We start from the raw sequence: 23,595 nt of genomic DNA on the forward strand, positions 1-23,595 counted from the left end.
AATCTCCTGCTGTAAGTTACCTGCGCATCATCAGGGTAACCGAATTATCACCTACAGCCACCGGGAACAGAACTCAGGGCTCATGAAAGATTACCCAGTACCTCCGTCTATCGTCGCCCTGCTGTGCCTGCTGGGTCTTTTGCTGGCGCATCCGGCGCTTGCCGTGACTTTGGCAGACATCGAGAACCAGCGCAACGCAGTGAGCAATGACACTACCCTGGACGATGAGTCCCGGGCACAGCTTGACGAACAACTGGACCGCGCCCAGAGCCAGTTACAGGCCGCCGCAGAATTTCGCAGTCGCACCGCTAACCTCAAGGCCGAGATAGAGGGCGCGCCGGGGCAGGCGGCCCGCTTCGAAGAGCAGCTGCGGCAGGCCAAGGCCAGCGACGAAGACTACAGCGATCTGGTCACTGACGACAGCAGCGTCGCTGAAGTCGAGAGCCAGATCACCCTGGAAACCGCCCAACTCAGGGCACTCACAGAGCGGCGTAACGAATTGATCCAGGCCGTCGATGAACTCCCCCAACTGCGTGCGGAGACCAGACAGCGCCTGACAACGGTCCAGAATATCATCAACAGTGAGAGCGAGGCGCAAGCCCCCGCGAGCTCATCCAGTGACCTCAATACCGCCTGGGTTCTATCCCAGGCCCGTCTGAAAGCCGCAGAAGCGGAAAAGCAATACCTGGAAACGCGGATAACGGGGGAGCCGGCCATCACCCAGGTCAACGCCGCGGAGCGGGCCTGGCTGGGCCAGGCGGTGTCTGAGGCCGAAGCCCGGCTCGAAGCACTCAGCCGGGGACTGGAAAGCGCCAGGGCGAGTGCAACCCGTGAGCAGTTGCAAGTCACCGCCGAGTTACAGCAAAAGCTGCAAAGCCAGGATCCTAAATTGCAGCAGTTCGCCGAGAAGAACCGACAACTGGCGCGCCAACTGCAGGATACCGCCAACCTGAGCGACCGCGCACGCCGCGAAGGCCACCTGACCACTGAACAACTGGAGAGCATCAGACAGGACTCACAGTTGATGCACCGACGACTGGAGGTTGCGGGGCGCAAGGAGATTCTCGGGCAAGTGATGATCACCCGCCTCGACAGTCTTCCTGAGACCAGGACAATCAAACAGGAGATCGAACGGCGCAATGCGTTGATTGCCGATACGTCCATGGCGCAGATAGATGTTGAGGAGGACTTTCGCGCTCTCAACGAGGGCAGTGTCTACATAGAGCGCCTGATCGCTGACCTGGACCAGCGCAATGACGACACCGCCTCCCTGGTCCGGCAATTGGTGCAACAGCGCCTGGATCTGCTGGAAAAAAACCTGAACAGCCTGGGTTCGCTGCTGCGCCTGTTGCTGGACAATAATGACCGGGCTGGCGAATTGATCGCTGCCAGCGAGGAGTTTCACCGCTTCCTGCTGGGGAACCTGCTGTGGATACGCAACTTCAACCACCTGGACCTGGTCGAACTCGGAAGACAGCTCGGTATGCTTGCGAGCCCCGGGAACTGGTTGCAACTGCCCGCGCAACTTGCCTCCGGCTATAACGAGGCCGATTGGTCGGCGTCAATTTTGGTGCTGGCACTGCTGTTGTTTATCGGCCGCCGGCTGTTGATGCCGGTGTACGATAGCCTGATCACGAGGCCGATGCTGCTGAGCACTGCAACGTTGTGGAATATTCTCGCCGCCCTGGGGCTGTCGCTGTTCCTGGTCCTGCCCTGGCCAGTGTGCCTCTATCTGTTGGGCCACTTCCTGCAACAGGCTGAAAACGGCAACCAGTTTTCCCAGTCCCTGGCTCCCGCACTTATGTTCACCTCGCGCATCCTGTATCTGCTGCTGCTAACGAGGATGATCGCCAATCGCAAGGGCGTGGGCAGGCGCTATCTCAAATGGGACGGACGACGCCTTGACTGCCTTCGCGAAGAGCTCAACTGGGTCGGACCGGTCATGTGCAGCGCCATTCTGCTGGACATATTCGCCTATGAACTGGACCCCTTCACCAGCGGCGGCCCCCTGGGGGCTATCAGCACAGCCGCGGCCGCCGTTACCGTGAGTATCTTTTTTATCCGACTGCTGCGCAGGGGGATGGCCGGGGAGTCAAAAGTGGTTCGTTTCAGCCTTCGCCTGGGCGTATTTATCGCCGCAGTCACCCTCATCCTGCAGGCCATGGGGCTGATGTACGCTGCCGATATCTACATGGCAGCCCTGGCGCGCAGCATTGCCTGGATTATCATCATCAAGACGACCGGCGACGTCATGGAACGCTGGTTGCTGATTCTGCGCGCTCGCATGGAGCGCGAAGCCAGGGAGTCAATGAAAGCGCAGCCGGAAGAGCCGGCGGAGAGCGCCCAGGAAGCGGCTCTCGACGTGATGTCACTGTCCGAGGCGCACACCAAGCTGCTTAACATGGCCCGCATTGTGGCAACACTGACAGTCCTCTGGTGGATCTGGTCACCGAGCCTGCCAGCCCTCAACCTGTTGCAATCGATCACCCTGTGGACGGTCAGCACCAGCACCGGCACGCTGCGGGACATCACCCTGTTCGACCTTTGCTACAGTGCACTGGTGCTGATTGTTACCGCGCTACTGACCCGGCACCTGCCCTCACTGAGCGAAGTATTCATGCGTGAGTGGTTTAACATGAGCGCCGGCGCGCGTTACGCCAGCAGCATCCTGATGCAGTACCTGGTGATCGCCATCGGCGGTTCCATTTTCCTCACCTCAATCGGCTGGGAATGGAGCAAGGTGCAGTGGCTGGTGGCCGCTATGGGGGTGGGCATCGGCTTCGGCCTGCAGGAAATCGTCGCCAACTTTATCAGCGGCATCATTATTCTTTTCGAGAGGCCGGTGCGTGTGGGCGACATCATCAGCGCCGGTGGGGCGGAGGGCGTGGTGAAAAAAATCAATCCCCGGGCCACCATTATCGAAACCTTTGACCGCAAGGAACACCTGATTCCCAACAAGGAACTGATTACCGGCCAGGTGGTGAACTGGACACTTTCAGACGCGGCGGTGAGAGTTATCATTCCTGTCGGCATCGCCTACGGATCGGACGTGCGCGAGGCCCTGGCGCTGATACTGGAGGCCGCCGGGGAAGTCGCCAACGTGCTACCTGACCCGGAACCCAGGGCCACCTTTGAAGACTTTGGCGACAACTCGCTGATACTGTGGTTGCGCTGCTATGTCAGCGAGGACCGCATCGGCACCTGGACGGAATTGCGCACCCGCATCAACGACAAGTTCAACGATGCCGGCATTGTTATCTCCTTCCCGCAACGGGATGTACACCTGGACACGCTCGAGCCGCTGCAGCTGGAAATCCGCAACCTGGACCAGATCCGGGGCGACTGATCAGGGGCGATACCATATGGGAGAACTGTAGGCGCGCTCCTGGATCACGTCGGGATAGCCCTCGGCGCTATCCAGTTCCAGCGCAACCGCATCATAGAGAGAATGCCGAGGCGTCGGAATTTGCAGAACCCTCACGTAGTAAAATGCCGATTGCCGCGGATCGAAGTCCGGGTCCTGCCAGCGTACCCGGAGGGCTGGAGCACCAATGCTGTTCTGGTAACCGGCGCTGGCCCGATCCACGCTGTCACCCACCGGGGGCAGCCTGCCGGCAGCATCGGGACTACGCTCGCCCGACCAGGCAACATCGTAGACTTTCTCCCGCGTCTGGCCGTCTTCGTCCAGCCAGCCCTTGACGATTTGGATCCTGTCGAGATTGGCGCCTCTAGCATCACGCTCCGCAATCACGAAGAATTCCGGCGAGACCGACCGGCGGCCTTCCAGGACACCGCCCATGGGAACACCACTGGCCACTGCATCCTGGTACAGGGACGCGCTGTCGAGAATGTCCTCGGGCCAGGCCTCTCCGGCGAAAAATTGAAGCGCTATCCGGGGTCCCGTGGTGGCATAGACCTCGCGCCGTTTCAGTGCGGCGAGTAGCGCCTCCCGGGTATTTTCTTCTGCCCATACCGCCGCCAGCCCGGAGGCGGACATATCCCAACCCCGAGGCGTTCTCCTGTCGCTGACATCGACCAGGCCCTGCTTGTTGGCCGGAATACTGTCGGCCGCGAACTTGCCGTGAAAATTGTCTTCTTCAGCACCGGCCAGGCCCGAGTGGGCATCACTGGATCCAATCAGCCCAAACCGGTAGGGATTCTCGCCCTGCTGCGCCTCCAGCGCCAGCCCGGTACGCAGCGCAGAGCGGATGTAATCGCCGGCGGACACCGTGTAGGAGCTCTCGTCTCGCTGAATGTAAAAATCGAAAGTTTCGAAATCCGCGAACTCATCCCGGGGTGAAAGCTGGGGATGAGTTTCGGAATCACCCTTGATCTGGGTGACTTCAACGACTTTTTCCCAGCGACTGCGGGCGGCGATATATTCATCGCTGAAGGCGTTTCCTCGCAGGCTTCGGGTCCCGAACATATAGCCCTTGGAGATATTGGAGTTGTGTGGAATTGCGATAAAATCAGCCCCGGTGCCGGCACTGGTCGCATCCAGCCAGGCCCAGAGGTCCACCGGAAAGGAACTGTCGAGAAAACTGTAAGGCAGGTACTGGCTGGCACTGGCTGCATCACCGTCGGTAATCACAATCCGGTGCAGGTTGGCACCGCCGCCGTTGGAACTCCACTCCCAGCCGATAAATGCGGTAAATTCTCCCGGCGTGTTATAGGCGTCCGCCGCGGCAGTAATCTCTGCCCAGACCTTTCGTGAAATTTCCGGATTTGCCGCTATCCCACCCAGTTTCAAGCCCTGTTCCGCCACCCGTTCTCCAGCGGTTTTGGGGTCCTCGGCATCAGGCAGCCGGGACGCGAAGAGCAGAGATCCCCAGCGGCTATCGATACCGACCCTGATTGCCAGGGAGGATAGCCAGGCGTAAAGGGTGTCCACGGGGCCCAGCCCGTCGGTGGGTGCGCCCTGTTCGTAGACATAGCGTACCAGGCCGAGAAATTCCGCGTGGTCAGAAACAACGAGGAAGTCCAGCGGTGTGCCGATCTGCACCCGGGCACCGTGGTAAGGATGCACGACCGGCAGCCCTCGCGCATAACGATAGGCCTGGGCGGGACCGATACTCTTGTTACCGATCGTTATGGCATCAAAGGAATTATTGGTATGAAGGTGGGTATCACCCCAGAATAACTGCTTTTCTGCAGTCACGGCTGTCGACGCCGCCAGCAGAACGACCGCCAGTAGCAGCTTGCGCATATCCGCTCTCTTTATCATTTTCAGCTTCAGCGGATACTAACATGCGCCCCTGCCTGCCCCAACTAACGCCCTTTCCAGACCGGTGGACGCTTTTCCAGAAAGGAGGCAGTCCCCTCCGCTGCGTCTTCACTGCTGCTACAGATCCCCTGCAGTACGGCCTCGTCGGATATCGTCTGCGCCAGGTCTGCTTCACAGGCCTGGGCCACAGCCTGCTTGGCATAACGCAGGGAAAGCGGCGCCCTTGCTGCCAGTTCCCCGGCCCAGGCCAGGGTCTCGTCCAGCAGTTGCTCGTCGGCTACCACGCGATTGCAGAGTCCCCAGTCAAGGCACTTTCTGGCAGACAGCTTTTCTCCGGTGGCGATGATCTCGTAGGCGCGCTTGCGTCCGATAGAGCGCACGAGGTGCCAGGTTGCACCGCCGTCGGGCACCAGGCCTATGGCGGCGAAGGCCTGGTAAATATAGGCGCTCTCTGCCATCACAGTGAGGTCACAAACCATGGCGAAAGCGCTGGAAACTCCCGCTGCGGGTCCATGTACCGCACTGATCCACGGCTTGGGTGCATTGTAGATCTCGAGCATTACCGGTTTGTATTCCAGATTCAGCTGGTCTTCTACACGCCAGTTAGGGTCAGCCATCGGCATTTCCGACAAATCCGCCCCGGCGCCGAAACCTCGCCCCGCCCCGGTCAGCACGACCACGCGGATGCTGTCATCGTCATTGACTTCCCTTGCAGCCAGCAGTATTTCCCGGCGCAAGGTGGCATCGAATGAGTTCAGGGCTTCGGGGCGGTTCATGGTAACGACCGCGACCGAATCGTGCCGCGTTATCTCGATACTCTGGTAGTCGGCCATCACTCTTTCCTCAGTCGATAACACCGGCACCCTGCAGTTCTTCCAGTTCCCGGGCAGCAAAACCCATATCTGAAAGCACCTGCCGGGTGTCGGCACCCGCTTGCGAACCACCGCTAGTGACCTCTGAGGGTGTGCGTGAGAACCGCGGCGCAGGCGCAGGCTGGGTCACTCCGTCAACCTCGATATAGGTAGCCCGGGCGACATTGGCCGGGTGCGCGGGTGCCTGGGTGAAACTCAGCACGGGTGCAAAGCAAACGTCCGTTCCCTCCATGAGTTCGCACCATTGTGCCTGTGTTTTCTGTTTGAAAATTTCAGTCAGCCGCTGCTTCATCTGCGGCCACAGGCTGGCGTTATTCTGGTCACCAAATTCGTCGTCTGACAGACCCGCTTTCTCTTTCAGCAGCGCATAGAACTGTGGTTCGATAGAGCCGATGGAAACATATTCACCATCGGCGCATTCGTAGGTATCGTAAAAATGGGCACCGCCGTCCAGCAGATTGGCCTCGCGCTTCGATGCGTCCCACATACCCATGGCTTCAAAGCCGTGAAACATCCACATCAGTTGGGCGGCACCATCGACCATAGCGGCATCGATCACCTGGCCCTTGCCTGAATTCGCCGTTTCCAGCAAACCCGCGAGAATACCATTCACCAGCAACATTCCGCCGCCACCCATGTCTCCCACCAGGTTGAGAGGGGGCACGGGCTTCTGGCCACTGCGCCCCATGGCATAAAGCGCACCGGTAATGGAAATGTAGTTGATGTCATGGCCGGCCGCGTGGGCCAGCGGCCCCTCCTGTCCCCAACCGGTCATGCGAGCGAAGATAATCTTGGGGTTACGATCGAAACAGACTTCGGGGCCAATACCCAGTTTTTCACAAACCCCGGGGCGGAACGGGTCGATAATGACGTCGGCGTTCTCGACCATGCGCAATAGCGTTTCAATGCCCCCAGGGTCTTTCAGGTTCAGGGCCACGGACTTTTTACCGCGACTGCTGACATCCTTCATATGCAGCCCCGGTGCACCGCCGGTACGATCGATACGGATCACCTCGGCACCCATGTCCGCCAGAATCATCCCGCCCATGGGAGCGGGACCGATGCCCGCCAGTTCCAGCACTGTGTAACCGTTCAAAGGTCCCATGACAAAGCTCCTTAGCGAGGTTGCATCCGAATCGCACCATCCAGGCGGATACATTCCGCATTGAGATAATCATTTTCGGCGATAAATACTGACAGGTGCGCGATTTCCGCCGGCTTGCCCAGTCGCTGCGGATAGCATACGGATGCCTCCAGGGACTTGTACGCCGGCTCGGGCAGCGCCTCAAACAAAGGCGTGTGGATCAGGCCGGGTACGATGGTATTGACGCGGATGCCATAGCTGGCCAGGTCGCGCGCCATGGGTACCGTCATGCCGATGACCCCGCCCTTGGTGGCCGAGTAGGCAACCTGGCCTACCTGGCCCTCGTAGCCGGCAACGGAGGCCGTGTTGATGATCACGCCACGGCCACCATCGTCATTGATAGGATCGTTCCTGGCCATCTGTTCGGCTCCATAGCGGGAAACATTGAAGGTACCGGTCAGGTTAATGGCAATGACGGGATCCCACTGTTCCAGGGGGAAAACGCCCTTTTTGCCGTAGGTTTTGGCGGCGCTACCGATACCGGCAAAATTATTGACGATGTGCAGGGCACCAAATTTCTCAACCACCTCGGCCACGGCATTTTTTACGCTGTCCTCGTCGGCGACATTCACGCTCCAGAACGCGACCTTGTCAGCGCCCAGGTCATCGATGACTGCCTGAGCCCGTTCCGCGTTAAGGTCGAAAATGGCGACCTTGACGCCCTTGGCGACGTAGGCTTCCACGGTAGCCTGACCGAGACCAGAGGCACCGCCGGTGACGATTGCTACTTTGCCTTGCAAATCCATGAGAGTTCTCCTTGGGTTGTTTCGGGGATTAAAAATTTCGGGTGTTAAAGGGGACGTAATCGTCCCCGAGGCAGTCGCGGCCGATGATCAGTTTCATGATCTCGGAACTACCCGCATAAATGGTGGATATCTTGGCGTCGGTATACTGGCGACTGATCGGGTACTCGTCCATGTAGCCGTGACCTCCGTGCAACTGTACGCCGAGCTCCGCCATCCTGACCTGCAGTTCACTGGTGTACAGCTTGGCCTTGGCGGCATCAACGGCAGTAAAGCTGCCGGCGTTGAAGGCCCGCACGCATTGATCGATGTACACCTGGCTGATATCAAGTTCAGTGCGCATTTCCGCAAGTTTGAACTGGGTGTTCTGGAATGCCGCCACGGGTTTCCCGAAAGCCTTGCGCTCCTTGACATAGTCCGCGGTCAGGTCCCAGGACAGCTGCGCCCCGGCCAGGTAGCCGACTGCGCCCAGCAGACGTTCCTCGGCAAGCCCTTCCATCAGGTAGTAAAAGCCCTTGCCTGGCTCACCCAGCACATTTTCCCGTGGCACCTTCACATCGTTGAAAAACAGCTCAGCGGTATCCTGCGCCTTGAGGCCCATCTTTTTCAGGTTGCGGCCCCGTTCAAACCCTTGCATGCCGCGCTCCACCAGGAACAGGGTCATGTGGTAGGGGTTGTTCTCCGGGTCAGTCTTGGCGGCAACGATCACCAGGTCGGCATTGATGCCGTTGGAAATAAATGTCTTGGAACCGTTGAGTACCCAGTGATCGTCCCGCTCCACCGCCGCAGAACGAATACCTGCCAGATCGGAGCCGGCATCGGGTTCTGTCATGGCCACCGCCAGGATACACTCGCCACTGGCGCATTGGGGCAGGAAGCGGGCACACTGCTCCTCGTTGCCAAAGCGGGTCAGGTAAGGGCCCACCAGCCGGCTGTGCAGAGTATTGAACCAGTCGGCCACCCGGGCGTAGGTGGTCTCCTCGATAATGATTTGTTCAAAGCGAAAATCATCGTCGCCCATGCCGCCATAGCGCTCCTCGGGCCAGATCATCAGAAATCCCTGCTCTCCCGCCTTGCGAAACGCCTCACGATCCACAATTCCAGCCTCACGCCATTGTTCCATATGTGGCACAATCTCCGCTGCCAGGAATTTGCGATAGGCATCGCGAAACATATTCTGCTCTTCGGTGAAGTCTCTGGGGAGCATTCTGGTGTACCTCTGGGTATAGCAACGGTAATCGGCGGACAGTATGGTTAGACGCCCCATGGGCAACAATGACCGCCCCCGACAAATTAATTGACTGGAACTGACAGCGACTTGAGCTGACACAGGCATGGAACAGATTTTCCCCGAGAATTGGGCCGTATTGCACCTGGGACTGATTTTTGCCGTCACCCTGGCGCAGATGCTGGTGGTCTATGTGCTGAGTGATTCCAGCAATCCGCCAGCGGGGCTGGGCCTGTTTACGGTCTATTTCATGGCCGCCCTGCTGGGCTGGATAGCCTTCACCCTGCAACAGGGCGCTTCCACTCCCCTGGCGGTCGATGTGCCGGCAGTAGCCGCAATACTCAACAGTTATATTCTCTTTATCGCCGCGGGCCAGCGGGCTGCTATCCACGCTGGCCGGGTGCTGCTTGGCCTGGCCTGCCTGCTGGGCTGCCTCAGCGCCTTTTTCCTCGGCACGGGCCAATTGTTTGTGACCCAGGTGTTGCTGGCCACTGTTTTTTTTGTCGCTGCGGGAGTGGTCAGCGCCGTGCGCTGCGTGCAGGAAAAAAATGTGGGCGACCTGATCATCGCCGTCGCTGCCGTGATAATGTTCATCGGCACGTCGCTGTCCATGTACCAGTTCATCGGGCTCGACAATCGTCTGCTGGGCCAGGTCATTGCCTTCGGCGCCCACAGCTGGGCTTATGTGCTGGTGGCGGTCGGGTTTTTGGCCAGCGTATTGATTGAATACCAGCAACACCTGTCGCACCTGGCCACCGAAGACCCGCTCACCCGACTGCTCAATCGCCGTGGCCTTGAGGACGCCATGCGTGTCAGCATGGCCCATGCCAGCCGGCATGACCTGCCCACCGCCGCCATCGTCATCGACGTGGACCACTTCAAGCAAGTCAACGACAGCTTTGGCCACGACACGGGTGACCAGGTCATCCGCCGCGTGGCTGCCATGATAGAGCGCATGTGCCGCGCCAGTGACGTGCTGGCTCGCACCGGCGGCGAGGAATTCCTGGTGATTCTTACCGACACCGACCAGGTAGCAGCACGCTCACTGGCAGAACGTATCTGTCATGCCATCGGCGAACGCCCCCTGCTGGTTGACCAGCAGCGGATCCCGGTCACCGTCAGTCTGGGGGTGGCGGCGACCGTGGGCGAAGTTGACCTCGATGCATTGACCCAGGAGGCCGACCAGGCCATGTACCTGGCCAAACGCAGCGGACGCAACCGGGTCGCTTCGGTAGAGAGCGCTCCGGTGCATCTCAGCAATTCCGCCGCGGAGGCCTGAAGCATGCCCAGCCGCGACATCTCCGTCTCCGTTTATTTTGCCAGGGCCGTACTGAAAAACGTCGTGGCCCAGGGCCTGGACCCCATCAGCCTGCTGCGCAAAACCCGCATTTCGCCCCGCCTGCTGCTGGAGGAAGACGCCAGGATCTCCGCGGAGCGGTTCGCCGATCTGCAGGTGGAGACGATGCTGACCATGGGCGACGAAGCCCTGGGCTACGCCTCCCGGCGCATGCCGGTAGGTTGCTGGTCGATGATGTGCCATGCGGTGATGGGCTGTGAAACCCTGGGCCAGGCAATGGCCCGCTACTGCCGTTTCTACCAGTTGTTCGAGTTCGGGGTAAACCCGAAACTGCGGGTAACAGAAAACGAGGCAACACTGCGAGTGACCAATGTGGACAAAACCGTGGCACCCGATCCCTACATGATCGAGCTGCTGCTGTTTAACGCCCATCGTTACTTCAGCTGGCTGGTGCAGGAACACCTGCCGGTGCAGCAGGTGGAGCTGGCTTATGCGCCGGCGGCCCAGCTTAAAGACTACCGGGCCATGTTCCTGGGTAACCCGGTAGCATTCGAGCAGACCCATTCACAGCTGGTGCTTTCCCCTGCCCTGCTGGACAAGCGGGTAAACCAGACAGAACAGTCGCTGCGCCACTTTCTTCGCCATCCGGTGCTGATCATGCTGACCCAGACCTACGACCAGAACAGCTGGACTGCCCGGGTCAGGGAACTGGTACACCAGAACCTGGTGAATATGCCCGAGTTGAATGACGTTGCCGGGATGCTGGAGGTCCACCCACAAACCCTGCGCCGCAGGCTGTCGGCGGAAGGCACCACGTTCAAGGAGGTCAAGAGCCAGGTGCGACGGGACACATCACTGCATTTCCTCGGCAAACAGGGCCTGTCTATCGAGGAGATCGCCCACCGGGCAGGATTCTCTGAATCCTCGGCGTTTATTCGCGCGTTCAAGGGCTGGACCGGGGTCACCCCCTACACCTACCGCAAAGGACTGTAACAACGGCCAGCCACGGTTGGCGCCCGGGGTGAGGGGATTTTCATCTACGGCCCTCTGGCATCATGATTTTCAGCTATATTGAAACCATTGAGCCAAAAGGAGCATGCGGGTGTTGAAAATTGCGGTCCGGATACTGGTGGCGATTTATATCGCCTACGTGGCCCTTGTCACACTGATTATCATTCCCGCTGCCAACTTCATCGCCCCCTGGTATGTCGATCGGGAATACGGACGGGAGCTGAAAACCGACATCATCCTGTTCAATCCCTTTTCTCTCAGCGCCGAAGTGCGTGGAGCGCAACTGCGCGAGGTCACCGGAGAGCACTTTGTCAGCTTCGACGGGGCCATTGCCAACCTGTCGCTGAGCAGCCTCTGGGACCAGGGGCTGGTCATGGACGAGATCAGTATCGCTGGCCTGAACGCCCACATCCGTCACCTGCATGATTCGGTTTTCAATTTTTCCGACCTACTTCCCGCTGATGACCAGAACGCCGCCGAGCCCGGCGGGGGATCACCCGCCCTTACGATCGGGCGACTGGCATTCGGTGCAGAACTCATCACGCTGACCGACGCGGCGCGAGAAAAACCCTTCAGCACCTATTACCATGGGATCGATATTGTCGTTACCGACCTTTCCACGGTGCTCGCAGAGGGTAAACCCTACCGGATCAGGGCCCTCGCCGAGGACGGGGGGGAACTCTACCTGGAAGGCAACATTTCCCTGCCGGAAGCCAGCAGCAGCGGCAAACTGGCACTGTCCAGACTGAGCCTGCATACCTTCTGGCGATTTGCCGAACCCTGGCTCAATTTCGAACTGCATGATGGCACGGCTTCATTGGCAGGCAATTACCGGTTGTCCTGGGCTGACGCCTTCAGTTACCGACTGGAGCAGGGCTCGTTTCAGGTCAGTAAGCTGCGCATTAACGCGCTGGACCCGAATAGCCTGCCGGACACGGGTGCGGGCCTCGGCAGCCTGCAGATCAGCGGTATCGAGATCGACGGTGACCGACAGCATGTGGAAGTTGCCCGGGTAGGGGTCGAGGGTGCCGGGATCGAAGGATGGATGGAGGATGACCGGATCAGCCTGCCGGAACTGTTTGTCATCGACCTGCCCGAAACCGGGGCGGAGCGGCCGCAGCCGCCGGCCGAACAGGAAGCCGGCTGGACGGCGCGGGTAGCGGATATCCGCCTCGACGACGGCAACATCACCTGGCGCTCCCCTTTTACCGCGCCGGCAACCGTCGTTGCTGCACCCATTGCGGCCAGAGTGCAGGCGCTCAGCTGGCCCCTGACCGGCCGCTCGCCGCTGCAACTGGCTTTAACCCTCAATGAACGTACCCGCTTGGTGCTGGACGGCGCCCTGGACCTGGGGTCGGGTGCAGGAGACATAAACTACCAGCTGGACAAGCTGTCGGTTCCGCTGTTCAACCCCAATCTACCCAGCGCCCTCAAAGCGACCATAAGCAGCGGTGACGTAGACCTGGACGGGGTTCTGACCCTGGATGAATTCCTCCCCGTAGCGGTGCAAAGCAACGGTCAGGTCAGCGATTTTTCCGGGACAATGGAAGGTAGCGAACAGGCCCTGACCCGGTGGGAAAGCGTACGCTGGGAAAATCTCCGGGTAAATCTCCAGCAGCGCGCTGTCCGGCTCGAGAAGCTGCTGATCCACGACTATGAAGGCCGGGTGCATATCGCCGAGGACGGCAGCATCAATGCATCGAAGGTTTGGCAGCAGGAGGTTGGGCAGCGCGCCGAGGAAATCGCCGAAGACATGCACCTGAATGAGCCCTGGCAGCTGGACCTGCCGGAGATATTCATTTCCGACAGTGCCATCGATTTCATGGACGAGTCGCTACCCATCCCTTTCCGCACCGTTATTGGCGACGTCAATGGCGAGGTGCTCAATCTCAGCACCGACCAGGATTCAGTCGCCGCGGTGGAAATAGGGGGCACGGTGGACGGCTATGCACCGGTGCAGCTAAAAGGCTCGGCGGCGCCTTTTCGCGCGCCTCCCTTTCTCGACCTCGGCCTGACTTTCACCGGTGTCGACCTGGTGCTGCTAACACCCTACTCCGGCACCTATGCGGGGTACAACATCGAACAGGGCCTGCTCAACCTCGATCTTCATTACAGCCTGGAGGATGGCTACCTCAGGGGTAAGAACGACGTTATCGTGGACCAGCTCAAGCTGGGCGACAAAGTGGAGAGCGACAAGGCGCTGGATCTGCCGCTGGAACTGGCCCTTGCCCTGCTGACCGACCTCAACGGGATAATAGACCTCAAGGTGCCGATTGAAGGCGATGTGAACGATCCGGAATTCAGTCTCGGCAGCGTGATCGCCGGTGCCTTTATCAACCTGCTGACCAAGGCGGTGACCGCGCCCTTCAACCTGCTCGCCAGCCTGGTGGGCTCCGATGAGGACCTGCAGCGGATTGCCTTCCCCGCCGGCAGCAGCGATCTCAACGCCACAGCCGCCACCAAGCTGGACCAACTGGGCCAGGCCCTGGCCCAGCGGCCCAACCTCAGCCTGGTGATCAGTGGTCGCGCCCATCCCGACCTGGACCGCGAGCGACTGCAACGAGCGGCGCTGGAAGCACAACTTGTGGCGGAGGGGCTGGCGGCGGAAGAAATTGCCCGACGGGGCCCCGATTACATTGCGGCCATCGAAGAGCGCTACCGCGCCCTTGGGGCGTCAGGCGAGGACAACAGTTTCTCCGGGCAACTGGCGGCTGTACGCGACACCATGCCAGTGACTGATGAACAGCTTCTGCAGCTGGCCCGGGACCGGGGAGTCGCGGTGAAAGACTACCTTGTGAATCAGGCCGGTATCTCGGCGGATCGCGCAGTGATCAACCAGCAGGCCCGGTTTAACGCCGAAAGTCACACCTACAGCGGCGTCGAACTGGAACTGGACATCTGACAGTCAGCAGACGTTGTAGACCAGCCTGCCGTTACAGTAACGACACAGGTAGGTGCCGGTTCCCCTGAGTATCCGGTTGTGACGCGTGGTTGACACCTGGTGTTGGCGGCAGTCGCAGCGGTAGGGGTGCGTTCGCTGTCGTCGCTGGGGTATGCCCTCCAGGTCTGCCTTGAAGGTCACCTCGGGGGCGGCACCGAAAAAATGCATCAGCGCCTGCCATTCCTCCCCATGGGGCCTGACCTTCCCCAGTCCGTGTATCTCGTGCACGATGTAATGGGCCACCTCATGGGGTACTGTGCCCTCCAGATTGACCCGCCAGTACTTGGCGAATATCCAGGGATTGAAGCGAATCTCCCGTTGCCGCCCCTGGGCACGGAACATGCCGGCGGTCGTTCCGCTCAGGTCGAACAGCACGGGAATTCGTTCAAATGGCCGTTCCAGCACTTCTTCCGCCTGGGCGATGTAGTACTCTGTGCGCTCCAGTACCTGCTGGCACTGGCTTTCGTCTATGGGCTCAATCACCGCAAAAAATACTGACAACCGGACATGGGCCGATCATAACAGAGCAAACGCTGACAGGCTGTCACCTATGGTCTACTTTTTTGTTGTTCGGCGTCATTGGCAGCCAATCGGACAGGCCACAGACTTTGCCCCGGTCCTAGACGTCCGGGGTCAACCCCAACCAAGTAAAGAGAAACCATGAGCACACAAGATCTCGATACCGCCAGGCTGGGTGACTACCTGGCAGCATACCTACCGGGGCTCAACGGCCCCATTACCGCGGAAAAGTTCGCCGGCGGCCAGTCCAACCCGACATTCAGGCTGAGTGCCGGAGACCAGCACTGGGTGCTGCGCCGCAAACCCCCCGGGGAACTGCTCAAATCTGCCCACGCGGTGGACCGGGAATACCGGGTCATCTCCGCCCTTCAGGATACGCCAGTGCCCGTACCCCGAACCTATGTACTGTGCGAGGACGAGTCAGTTATCGGTTCCATGTTTTACGTGATGGAGTATCTCGAGGGAAGAATTTTCTGGGACCCGAAATTACCCGAGGCTCAGAACAATGCGGAGCGCGCCGCCATCTTCGACAGCATGAACGCCACCATGGCCGCCCTGCACAATGTCAATGTTGATGAAGTGGGACTCGCGGACTACGGCAAACCGGGTAACTACTTTGAGCGCCAGGTGAATCGCTGGAGCAAGCAGTACCGGGCCTCGCAAACCCAGGATATTCCCGAGATGGAGCGGCTGATGGACTACCTGGTCGCCAATATGCCAGAGGACGACGGCCAGGTGAGACTGGTGCACGGTGACTATCGCCTGGACAACCTGATGTTCCACCCGACCGAACCGCGGGCCATCGCCCTGCTCGACTGGGAGCTCTCCACACTCGGGAACCCCCTGGCGGACCTGGCCAACCAGTGCATGGCCTGGATGCTTCCCGGCGGCGGCGGTATCGCCGGCATGCAGGGCGTGGACCGCAAGTCACTGGGCATTCCCAGCGATGAAGAATACATTGCACGTTACTGTGAACGCACCGGCCGGCAAGGTATCGATAACTGGAACTTCTACATTATTTTTTCCATGTTCCGCCTTGCCGCAATTCTCCAGGGCGTCGCCAAGCGGGCAGAATTGGGCAATGCGTCAAGCCCCGAGGCAAAGGCTCGCGGCGAAATGGTCGTGCCCCTGGCCGAGACAGCGGTAGCGCTGATCGACTGAGCAGACTTTCACTCAAGCCCCGCAGCTGGGCAAGACCTCTACGGAGATAGCAATATGACTGATGAACAATCTGTACTGGTAGACGTTAACGAGGGCGTCATGACCATCACCCTCAATCGTCCCAAGGCTAAAAACGCCGTCAACCTGGCCCTTGCCAAGGGAGTCGCGGCCGCCCTCGAAGAACTGGACAGCAACGACGACATTCGCGTGGCCATCCTCACCGGCGCCGGCGGCACCTTCTGCGCGGGTATGGACCTGAAAGCCTTTGTCACCGGTGAATTGCCCGTTATCCCGGGTCGCGGTTTCGGTGGCCTGGCGGAGAGATCCCCGGAGAAACCGCTGATCGCCGCCGTGGAAGGCTACGCCCTGGCAGGCGGTCTGGAACTGATGATTTCCTGCGACCTGATCGTGGCCGCCGAGGATGCCCAGTTCGGCATTACCGAAGTGAAGCGAGGCCTGGTCGCCGGCGCTGGCGGCCTGATGAAACTGCCCCGCCAGATCCCACCGCGCCTGGCCATGGAGATGGCGCTACTGGGCGATTTTTCCGGTGCCCAACGGGCACTGGAAATGGGTTTGATCAACCGCGTGGTACCCGCCGGCGAGGCCCTGGAAGGCGCCCGTGAACTGGCGACAAAGATCGCGGCCAACGGTCCCCTTGCGGTGCGCGTGACCAAGCAGGTGATGATGGAGCAGGAAGACTGGTCCACCACCGAGATGTGGGCCAAACAGCAGGCACTGGTCAATCCCGTGTTTACCAGCGAAGACGCCATCGAAGGCGCCACCGCCTTCGCCGAAAAACGCGCACCCCAGTGGAAAGGCAGGTAGGGACATGACAATGAAAGAAGCATGGATTATTGACGCCTGCCGCACACCCCGCGGCATCGGCAAGAAAGGCAAGGGCGCACTGGCGGACCAGCACCCGCAGCACCTCGGGGCGGTGGTGCTGGAAGCCCTGCGTGAGCGTAATGACCTCAATACCGCAGATGTGGGCGACATCATTTTCGGTACCAGCTCCCAGCGCGGTCGCCAGTCCGGCGACCTGGCGCGTATGGCGGCGCTGGAGGCAGGCTACGACATCACGTCCTCGGGCATGACGCTGGACCGTTTCTGTGGCTCGGGCATTACCTCGGTCAACCTGGCGGCCATGAACATCATGTCCGGCAGCGAGGATGTGGTGATTGGCGGCGGCGCGGAAATGATGTCTACCTACGGTGAAGAGGGTGCCATGCCTTCGATGCTGATGGACAACGGCAACCTGAAACTGCGCGCCATGCATCCCCAGCCCCACCAGGGTGTGTGCGCCGATGCCATTGCCACCATGGAAGGGATTACCCGGGAAGAACTGGACGCGCAGGCCTTCGAAACCCAGCAAAAGGCAGCCAGGGCCATTGCCGAAGGACGCTTTGACAAGAGCCTGGTGGCGGTGAAAGACGTTGACGGCAACGTGGTGCTGGACAAGGAAGAGTTCCCTCGCCCGCAGACCACGCTGGAAGCCCTCAGCGAGTTGCAGCCCTCCTTCGCAGCCGTCGCCGACTACCCGCTGGACGAAAGCGGCCTCACCTTCCGCAAGCTGCTCAACCAGAAGTACCCGGATGTTGAAATCCAGCATATGCACCATGCGGGCAACTCGTCCGGCGTGGTGGACGGCGCCGGCGCGATCCTGCTGTCGTCTCCCGAGTACGCCAGAGCACAGGGCTGGAAACCCCGCGCCCGCATCGTTGCCATGGCCAACCAGGGTGACTGCCCCACGCTGATGCTGAACGCCCCGGTGCCGGCAGCGCGTAAAGTGCTCGCCAAGGCTGGCCTGAGTATTGATGACATCGACGTCTGGGAAATCAATGAAGCCTTCGCGGTGGTGTCCGAAAAGTTCATGCGCGATCTGGGCATGGACCGGGACAAGGTCAACATCAATGGCGGCGCCATGGCCCTGGGACACCCCATCGGCGCCACTGGTTCGCTGCTGATCAACACCGCGCTGGATGAACTGGAACGCCAGGACAAGCAGTTTGGTCTGGTAACCATGTGTGCCGCCGGAGGCATGGCCCCGGCCATCATCATCGAGCGAATTTGATCCGCACAGTGAGCGAAACGAGGGAATATCATCTCGATATCGGAGACGTGGAACTGGCGGTCGTGGAGTGGCCGGGTGAAGGTGACCCGGTCTTGCTACTGCACGCCACCGGCTTCCACAGCCGCTGCTGGAACCAGGTCGTGTCGCGGCTTCCGGGACGCCAGATCTACGCGGTCGATCTCCGCTACCACGGCAAGAGTGACAGTATCGGCGAGGTGGACTGGCAGATCCTGAGCAGGGACATCTGCCTGCTGATAGACAAACTGGATTTGCGCAACATCGTTGCAGCCGGTCACTCCATCGGTGGCTATCTTCTGGCCCGGGCAGCTGTGGCCCGCCTGGATCGGTTCAGGCACGCCCTACTCATAGACCCCGTCATTACCTCCCGGGAAAGTTACCAACTTTCCCGTCAGGCTTTTGCCGATATTGATGCGGCAGACCACCCTGTGGCTCGACGCAAGAACAAGTGGCAGGATGCCGAGGAGATGTTTGAGCATTTCAGGGACCGCAGCCCCTTCGACAGCTGGCAACCGGAGGTCCTCAAGGATTACTGCGACTACGCGTTACATCCAAGCAACGAGGAGGGTTTCCGCCAGTTGCTGTGCGACCCGCTCAACGAGGCGTCGATCTACGCCAGCCAGGGCTACAGTGATGACATACTCGATGAGCTGCCGCGACTGCGCAAGCCGGTTACCCTGCTGCGGGCCAGATACTCCGGCATTGTTCCGGGCGACTTTACCGGTTCACCGACCTGGCCAGAACTCGCCTCGATGCTGCCCGATTGCACCGACATCTACCTGCCTGATATGAACCACTTTATACCCATGCAGGACCCTGCTATGGTGGCCGGCCTTATTCAGCAGGCCCTGGATTCTTGATCGGACAGCTTCTCAAATCATTTGTCACGGTTGCCCTGACACTGCTCATCGCCGTGATTGGCTGGGGCGCCTATCACTACTTCAGCTTTGAGCAACGGGACGACGAGACCCGTTTAAAGGGCAAGCGGGACTACCTGGAACACATCGAAACCCTCGGCGCCAATCTCAACGACGCGCCAGACATTATTTTTATTCTTTACGACGATATGGGCTATGGCGATATCGGTGCCGGCGCCACCCGCCCCGGTCCCATCGCTACACCCCATCTGGATGCGCTCGCTGAGAACGGCATGGTACTCAGCGACTTTCACTCCCCGGCACCCACCTGCACACCTTCCCGGGCGGGATATCTCACCGGGAGATTGCCACCGAGAGCGGGACTGCCCCATGTCATCTTCCCTTCGGACAGTCGGAAGGCATTTTTCCTTCACACCATGACCGGCTCTGACAGCAATATCCGGCTGCCCGCTGAAGAAATTACCCTTGCCGAAGTGCTGCAGGCAGCCGGCTACCATACCGGGATGGTGGGCAAATGGCACCTGGGCGACCACAGCCCGTCGCTGCCCAACGACTTCGGGTTCGACTATTATTATGGCGCCCTGTACAGCAATGACATGGCGCCCTTTGAACTCTACCGCAATCGCAAAATTGACGTACCCGCCCCGGTTGACCAGCGTTACCTCAGTGAGCGTTACATCGACGCGGCACTGGGCTTTCTTGAACAGGCGGGAGCGCAGCGCTTTTTCCTCTACTTCGCCCACAACTTCCCTCACGACCCGCTGAGTGCCAGGAACGAGCGCCTCGGCAGCTCCGACGGCGGCCTCTACGGTGACGTATTGGAAGAAATCGATGAGGGAATAGGCGCTCTGATAGCAGCCCTCAGGCAGTCGGGGCGACTCGACAACACCCTGATCATTGTCAGCTCGGATAACGGACCCTGGTACCAGGGCAATGCGGGCGGCCAGCGGGGCCGCAAAGGCAACACCTTCGAAGGCGGAATGCGGGTGCCCTTTATCGCCCACTGGCCGGCAGCTATCGACGGCGGCGAGCATTCCACAGCAATGGCAATGGGGACCGATCTGCTGCCAACAGTGCTGGAGATCCTGGCATTGCCGGCCCCCAATGATCGAGTCCTGGACGGGCGCAGTATGCTGCCTGTTCTGCAGCAGGGCACTGCCGCCCCTGACCGGTACCTGCACTATTACGACGGTGAAACATTGTTCGCAGTGCGGGATCAGCGCTTCAAGTACCGCGCAGCCGCCGGGGTGCATTACGCCACAGACCAGATGCCGGTTGCCTTCGCCGTCTCCCAGAAGGAATGGTTGTTCGACCTGCAGGCCGACCCGGGGGAGTCCTATGACGTATCAGCCCGTTATCCTGAAAAGCTCGAGAAATTGCGCCAGGAGTTCCAGCGCAAGCAAGCAGAGATGGCGGCCAACAAGCGCGGCTGGGTTTCCCGCTGACCCATCCCTGGGCGCCTGATTGTTCAGCCGCTCAGGCGTCAACCGCCTCGATATCAACGGTACAGTCGTAGTAGCAGGCGCCACCCGCCAGGTCTGCTTTGTGCCCGGGTATCAGGCCATTGGCCGTGATTCCGGTACTGCTGTCGCGCAGCCAGGCCCCCTTGGGAAGGTAAAGGGTGCCGCTGCGAATCCGCTCACTGATCGACAGTGGCAGTTCCAGTGTCCCCTGGTCGTTGAGCAGGCGAACCTGCTGGCCATTGTCCAGGCCCCGGGCGCTGGCATCGGCGGGATTCATTGCCACCTGCAGGTCCGAATCGTGCCCCTGGACACCGCCGAAGGTAGAGTTGATACGTTTTTCCGACGCCGGCGTCACCAGCACAAAGTCTCGCTCCTTTTGCAACGGCTGGTAGCGTGGCAGCCCCATACCGCATTCCTGCTCCAGTCGCTCGCTGAACAACTCTATCCTGCCACTGGCAGTGGAGGGGCGTTGGCCGCGCAACAGGCTGGCTGGCCGGGATACAGCCATATCAACCGCCGTTCCGGTCGGGATGGTGCTGGCTGACCCTATGCCGGGACCCAGAACATCGGGGTCAATCGCCTGGTCCATCAGTTGCGCATCGGTGTCACTGAAGCAGGGCTCGTCAAAGCCAAATCGGGCCGCGAGGCGGCGAAAGAGTTCAGTATTGGGGATAGCCTCACCCTGCGGCTGCAACACGGGCTGCGAGCGCTGCAGAAACTGATGTCCGTAGGACTTGTACAAATCGCCAATTTCCAGGTGGCTGGCCGCCGGGAGAATGACATCCGCCAGGGCCATGGTGTCTGTCATACTGATGTCCGAGCCAACCACAAACAGGGCCTCACTGCCCAGCGCAGTGCGCAATTTGCCCTGCTCGGGATTCACCGCCACCGGGTTATGGTTATAAATAAACAGGGCCTTGAGCGGCAATGCCTCCCCGGGATCGAGAATGTGCTCCGCCAGGTCCAGCGTGTTGAACTGGCGAACCGCAGTCGCGGCCAGATCAGGGCGCTGCAGTCGCTGGCGATTGATCGGGAAGTACCCCGACACGTCACAGACACCGGCACCCGGTACACCAATATTGCCACTGAGTGCCGGCAGAGCCAGCGCGGCACGGATACCGGAGCCGCCATTGCGATTTCGCTCCGGTGCAACGCCGAGGGAAATGGCCGCTGGACTCAACTCGCACCACATGCGGGCAAATTCGCCGATAACCGCCGCTTCCAGCCCGCAAATAGCGGCGGCTTTCGCCAGTGGGTACCTGGCGGCCTCTCGCAGAAATTCATCGGCGCCGGCAACATGCCGGTCGATAAATGCCTGGTCCAGTCCACCCAGCCGCTGCATCTCGGCCGCCACCGCATAAGCCAGCACCACGTCGGTACCGGGCATCAGTCCCAGGTGCAGGTCCGCCTCGTCGGCAATGCGGATTTTCCTCGGGTCAATCACCACCAGTCTTGCACCACGCTTGCGGGCATCACGGAGTCGCTTAATCAGGTGCAGGTTGCAGGCAGTAATGTTGTTACCCCAGACCACGATCAGTTTCGAATGATCCAGTTCCTCGAAGGAGATACCGCTGGTATCGCCGTACACACTGTCCCAGGCCGCACTGGAAACCGCGGTACACAGTGGCGTGGTATCCACCCTGCTACTGCCAAGCCGGTTAAAGAAGCGCCGGTCCATTGATCCGGACGAGAGTAATCCCATCGGCCCGCCGTAAGTGAGCCCGGCAATCGCCTGGGGGCCGCACTGTTCAATGATGGCGCTGAAACGCTCGTGGATGACGTCCAGGGCCGCGGACCAACTCACCTGGCGGTAGGACCCCGCACCCTTGGGACCGTCCCGTAGCAGGGGCGTTCGTAGTCGGTCCGGACCGTGCACCTGCTGCGGCAAGGCGCTGGCGACCTTGCTGCAGATTCTGCCACGGGTAAACGGGTTCGCCCTGCTGCCGCGAACTTTTACCACCCTGCCCTCGGCCACCTCCACCGACAGGCTGCAGGTATCGGCGCAATCCAGTGGGCAAACAGCGTCAGCCGTATGCCGGGCAGGTTGAGGTCGGTTCATATTGGTGCCCTCACGTTCTGGAACGGGAATGAGCTGGCGGGCGGTTTCTCATGGCGTAAACACCACCGTCTTGTTGCCGCGAACAATCACTCTGTCCTCCAGATGGTAGCGCAGGCCACGGGACAGCGCCGAGCGCTCGACATCGCGCCCCAGGCGCACCATGTCATCCTTGTCGCAGCTGTGGCTGACACGAATCACGTCCTGCTCGATGATGGGTCCTTCGTCCAGGTCCTCGGTCACGTAGTGGCAGGTAGCGCCAATCAATTTGACCCCGCGATCATAGGCCTTTTGATAAGGATTGGCGCCAATGAACGAAGGCAGGAAGCTGTGATGAATATTGATCAGCCGCCCTGCATAGGCCTGGCACAGGCTGGGAGGGATGATTTGCATATAGCGGGCCAGGACGATGGTATCGGCCTGGTAGTGCTCAATGAGCTCGGACGTTCTGGCGAACGCCTCGCTCTTACCCTCGCGGGGGACAGGCACGTGGTGAAAGGGAATGTCATGCCATTCGACCATGCTACGCAAATTTTCGTGATTGGAAATCACGCAGGGAATGGTGCAGTTGAGTTCCTCGCTCTTCCAGCGATGCAGCAGGTCGGCGAGGCAGTGCGAGGCCTGGCTGGCCATGATGACAACGCTGCGTGGAGTACTGTTGTCGCGCAGGTACCAATCCATGGTAAAGCGCGCAGCCAGCGGAGCAAACTCCTCGCAAAATGTTTGCTGGTCAACTGAGAGGGTGTTGCCGTCGATAACATTGCGCAGGAAAAACCACCCCTGATCGATATCTGTGTGCTGGTTGGATTCGAGCAACGAGCCACCGCGCTCGGCGATAAACTGGCAGACGGCGGCGACAATGCCGACGTCGTCCGGGCAGGACACAATCAGGGTCAGGCTGGATTTACTGGGAGTTTCACTCATGTGACTTCCTGGTGGGATAACAACAATCTCGGATTGGCAGCCGGC

At 60.1% G+C, this 23,595-nt stretch carries 17 protein-coding genes; 9 read left to right on the top strand and 8 right to left on the bottom strand.

From position 1 onward, the window contains the following. The first annotated feature begins 82 nt into the window (after window positions 1-82). A complete protein-coding gene (locus E2F43_RS17170; RefSeq protein ID WP_165954374.1) occupies window positions 83-3,346 on the top strand; it encodes a mechanosensitive ion channel domain-containing protein in 3,264 nt (1,087 codons plus the stop codon). Here the strand turns inward: E2F43_RS17170 and E2F43_RS17175 are convergent, their stop codons facing one another. From E2F43_RS17175 to E2F43_RS17195, 5 genes are all read right to left on the bottom strand, one after another. Then, window positions 3,347-5,206 carry a DUF3604 domain-containing protein gene (locus tag E2F43_RS17175; protein WP_133214963.1) on the bottom strand — a complete coding sequence of 620 codons (1,860 nt, stop codon included), beginning with the start codon at window positions 5,204-5,206 and terminating at the stop codon, window positions 3,347-3,349. Between the two features lie 62 nt (window positions 5,207-5,268). Then, entirely contained in the window at window positions 5,269-6,057 is a 789-nt protein-coding gene (locus E2F43_RS17180; RefSeq protein WP_133214965.1) for an enoyl-CoA hydratase/isomerase family protein, read from the bottom strand. Window positions 6,058-6,067: 10 nt separating this feature from the next. Next, the gene (locus E2F43_RS17185) at window positions 6,068-7,201 is read right to left on the bottom strand and encodes a CaiB/BaiF CoA transferase family protein (protein WP_133214967.1); all 1,134 of its coding nucleotides are present in this window, start codon (window positions 7,199-7,201) and stop codon (window positions 6,068-6,070) included. 11 nt (window positions 7,202-7,212) lie between these two features. Beyond that, complete coding sequence (locus E2F43_RS17190) at window positions 7,213-7,986, bottom strand: SDR family NAD(P)-dependent oxidoreductase (RefSeq protein ID WP_133214969.1); 774 nt, start codon at window positions 7,984-7,986, stop codon at window positions 7,213-7,215. 28 nt (window positions 7,987-8,014) lie between these two features. After that, window positions 8,015-9,190: an acyl-CoA dehydrogenase family protein gene (locus tag E2F43_RS17195; RefSeq protein ID WP_133214971.1), complete on the bottom strand. Its 1,176-nt coding sequence runs from the start codon at window positions 9,188-9,190 to the stop codon at window positions 8,015-8,017. Between the two features lie 127 nt (window positions 9,191-9,317). On the opposite strand from E2F43_RS17195, the gene E2F43_RS17200 reads away from it, so the two are divergent. From E2F43_RS17200 to E2F43_RS17210, 3 genes are all read left to right on the top strand, one after another. Further along, complete coding sequence (locus E2F43_RS17200; RefSeq protein WP_133214973.1) at window positions 9,318-10,490, top strand: GGDEF domain-containing protein; 1,173 nt, start codon at window positions 9,318-9,320, stop codon at window positions 10,488-10,490. Between the two features lie 3 nt (window positions 10,491-10,493). Continuing rightward, window positions 10,494-11,501 (top strand): AraC family transcriptional regulator, encoded by a 1,008-nt coding sequence (locus E2F43_RS17205; RefSeq protein ID WP_133214975.1) that lies wholly within the window; start codon window positions 10,494-10,496, stop codon window positions 11,499-11,501. 103 nt (window positions 11,502-11,604) lie between these two features. Then, window positions 11,605-14,421 (top strand): DUF748 domain-containing protein, encoded by a 2,817-nt coding sequence (locus E2F43_RS17210; protein WP_133214977.1) that lies wholly within the window; start codon window positions 11,605-11,607, stop codon window positions 14,419-14,421. A 3-nt stretch (window positions 14,422-14,424) separates the two neighbouring features. Here the strand turns inward: E2F43_RS17210 and E2F43_RS17215 are convergent, their stop codons facing one another. Next, the gene (locus E2F43_RS17215; protein ID WP_133215212.1) at window positions 14,425-14,943 is read right to left on the bottom strand and encodes a SprT family zinc-dependent metalloprotease; all 519 of its coding nucleotides are present in this window, start codon (window positions 14,941-14,943) and stop codon (window positions 14,425-14,427) included. A 177-nt stretch (window positions 14,944-15,120) separates the two neighbouring features. On the opposite strand from E2F43_RS17215, the gene E2F43_RS17220 reads away from it, so the two are divergent. From E2F43_RS17220 to E2F43_RS17240, 5 genes are read left to right on the top strand one after another with little or no spacing between them, the layout of a single operon-like run. Then, a complete protein-coding gene (locus tag E2F43_RS17220) occupies window positions 15,121-16,140 on the top strand; it encodes a phosphotransferase family protein (protein WP_133214979.1) in 1,020 nt (339 codons plus the stop codon). Between the two features lie 54 nt (window positions 16,141-16,194). Further along, window positions 16,195-16,965 carry a crotonase/enoyl-CoA hydratase family protein gene (locus E2F43_RS17225; protein ID WP_133214981.1) on the top strand — a complete coding sequence of 257 codons (771 nt, stop codon included), beginning with the start codon at window positions 16,195-16,197 and terminating at the stop codon, window positions 16,963-16,965. A gap of 10 nt (window positions 16,966-16,975) precedes the next feature. After that, window positions 16,976-18,211, top strand: a complete 1,236-nt coding sequence (locus tag E2F43_RS17230; protein ID WP_133214983.1) for an acetyl-CoA C-acetyltransferase — start codon at window positions 16,976-16,978, stop codon at window positions 18,209-18,211. Between the two features lie 8 nt (window positions 18,212-18,219). Next, the gene (locus E2F43_RS17235; RefSeq protein ID WP_165954376.1) at window positions 18,220-19,089 is read left to right on the top strand and encodes an alpha/beta fold hydrolase; all 870 of its coding nucleotides are present in this window, start codon (window positions 18,220-18,222) and stop codon (window positions 19,087-19,089) included. Beyond that, on the top strand, window positions 19,086-20,552 hold the full coding sequence (locus E2F43_RS17240) for a sulfatase family protein (protein WP_133214987.1): 1,467 nt from the start codon (window positions 19,086-19,088) through the stop codon (window positions 20,550-20,552). The genes E2F43_RS17235 and E2F43_RS17240 overlap by 4 nt, the downstream gene beginning before the upstream one ends. Window positions 20,553-20,583: 31 nt before the next feature. Here E2F43_RS17240 and E2F43_RS17245 read toward each other — a convergent pair whose 3' ends face one another. Together E2F43_RS17245 and purU are read right to left on the bottom strand one after the other, a co-directional pair. Next, on the bottom strand, window positions 20,584-22,629 hold the full coding sequence (locus E2F43_RS17245) for a molybdopterin-containing oxidoreductase family protein (protein ID WP_133214989.1): 2,046 nt from the start codon (window positions 22,627-22,629) through the stop codon (window positions 20,584-20,586). 48 nt (window positions 22,630-22,677) lie between these two features. Continuing rightward, window positions 22,678-23,550 (bottom strand): formyltetrahydrofolate deformylase, encoded by an 873-nt coding sequence (gene purU, locus E2F43_RS17250; RefSeq protein ID WP_133214991.1) that lies wholly within the window; start codon window positions 23,548-23,550, stop codon window positions 22,678-22,680. Window positions 23,551-23,595: the final 45 nt, after the last annotated feature.

The organism is Seongchinamella unica (genome assembly GCF_004354085.1).
In the GTDB taxonomy this organism is placed as follows: domain Bacteria; phylum Pseudomonadota; class Gammaproteobacteria; order Pseudomonadales; family Halieaceae; genus Halioglobus; species Halioglobus unicus.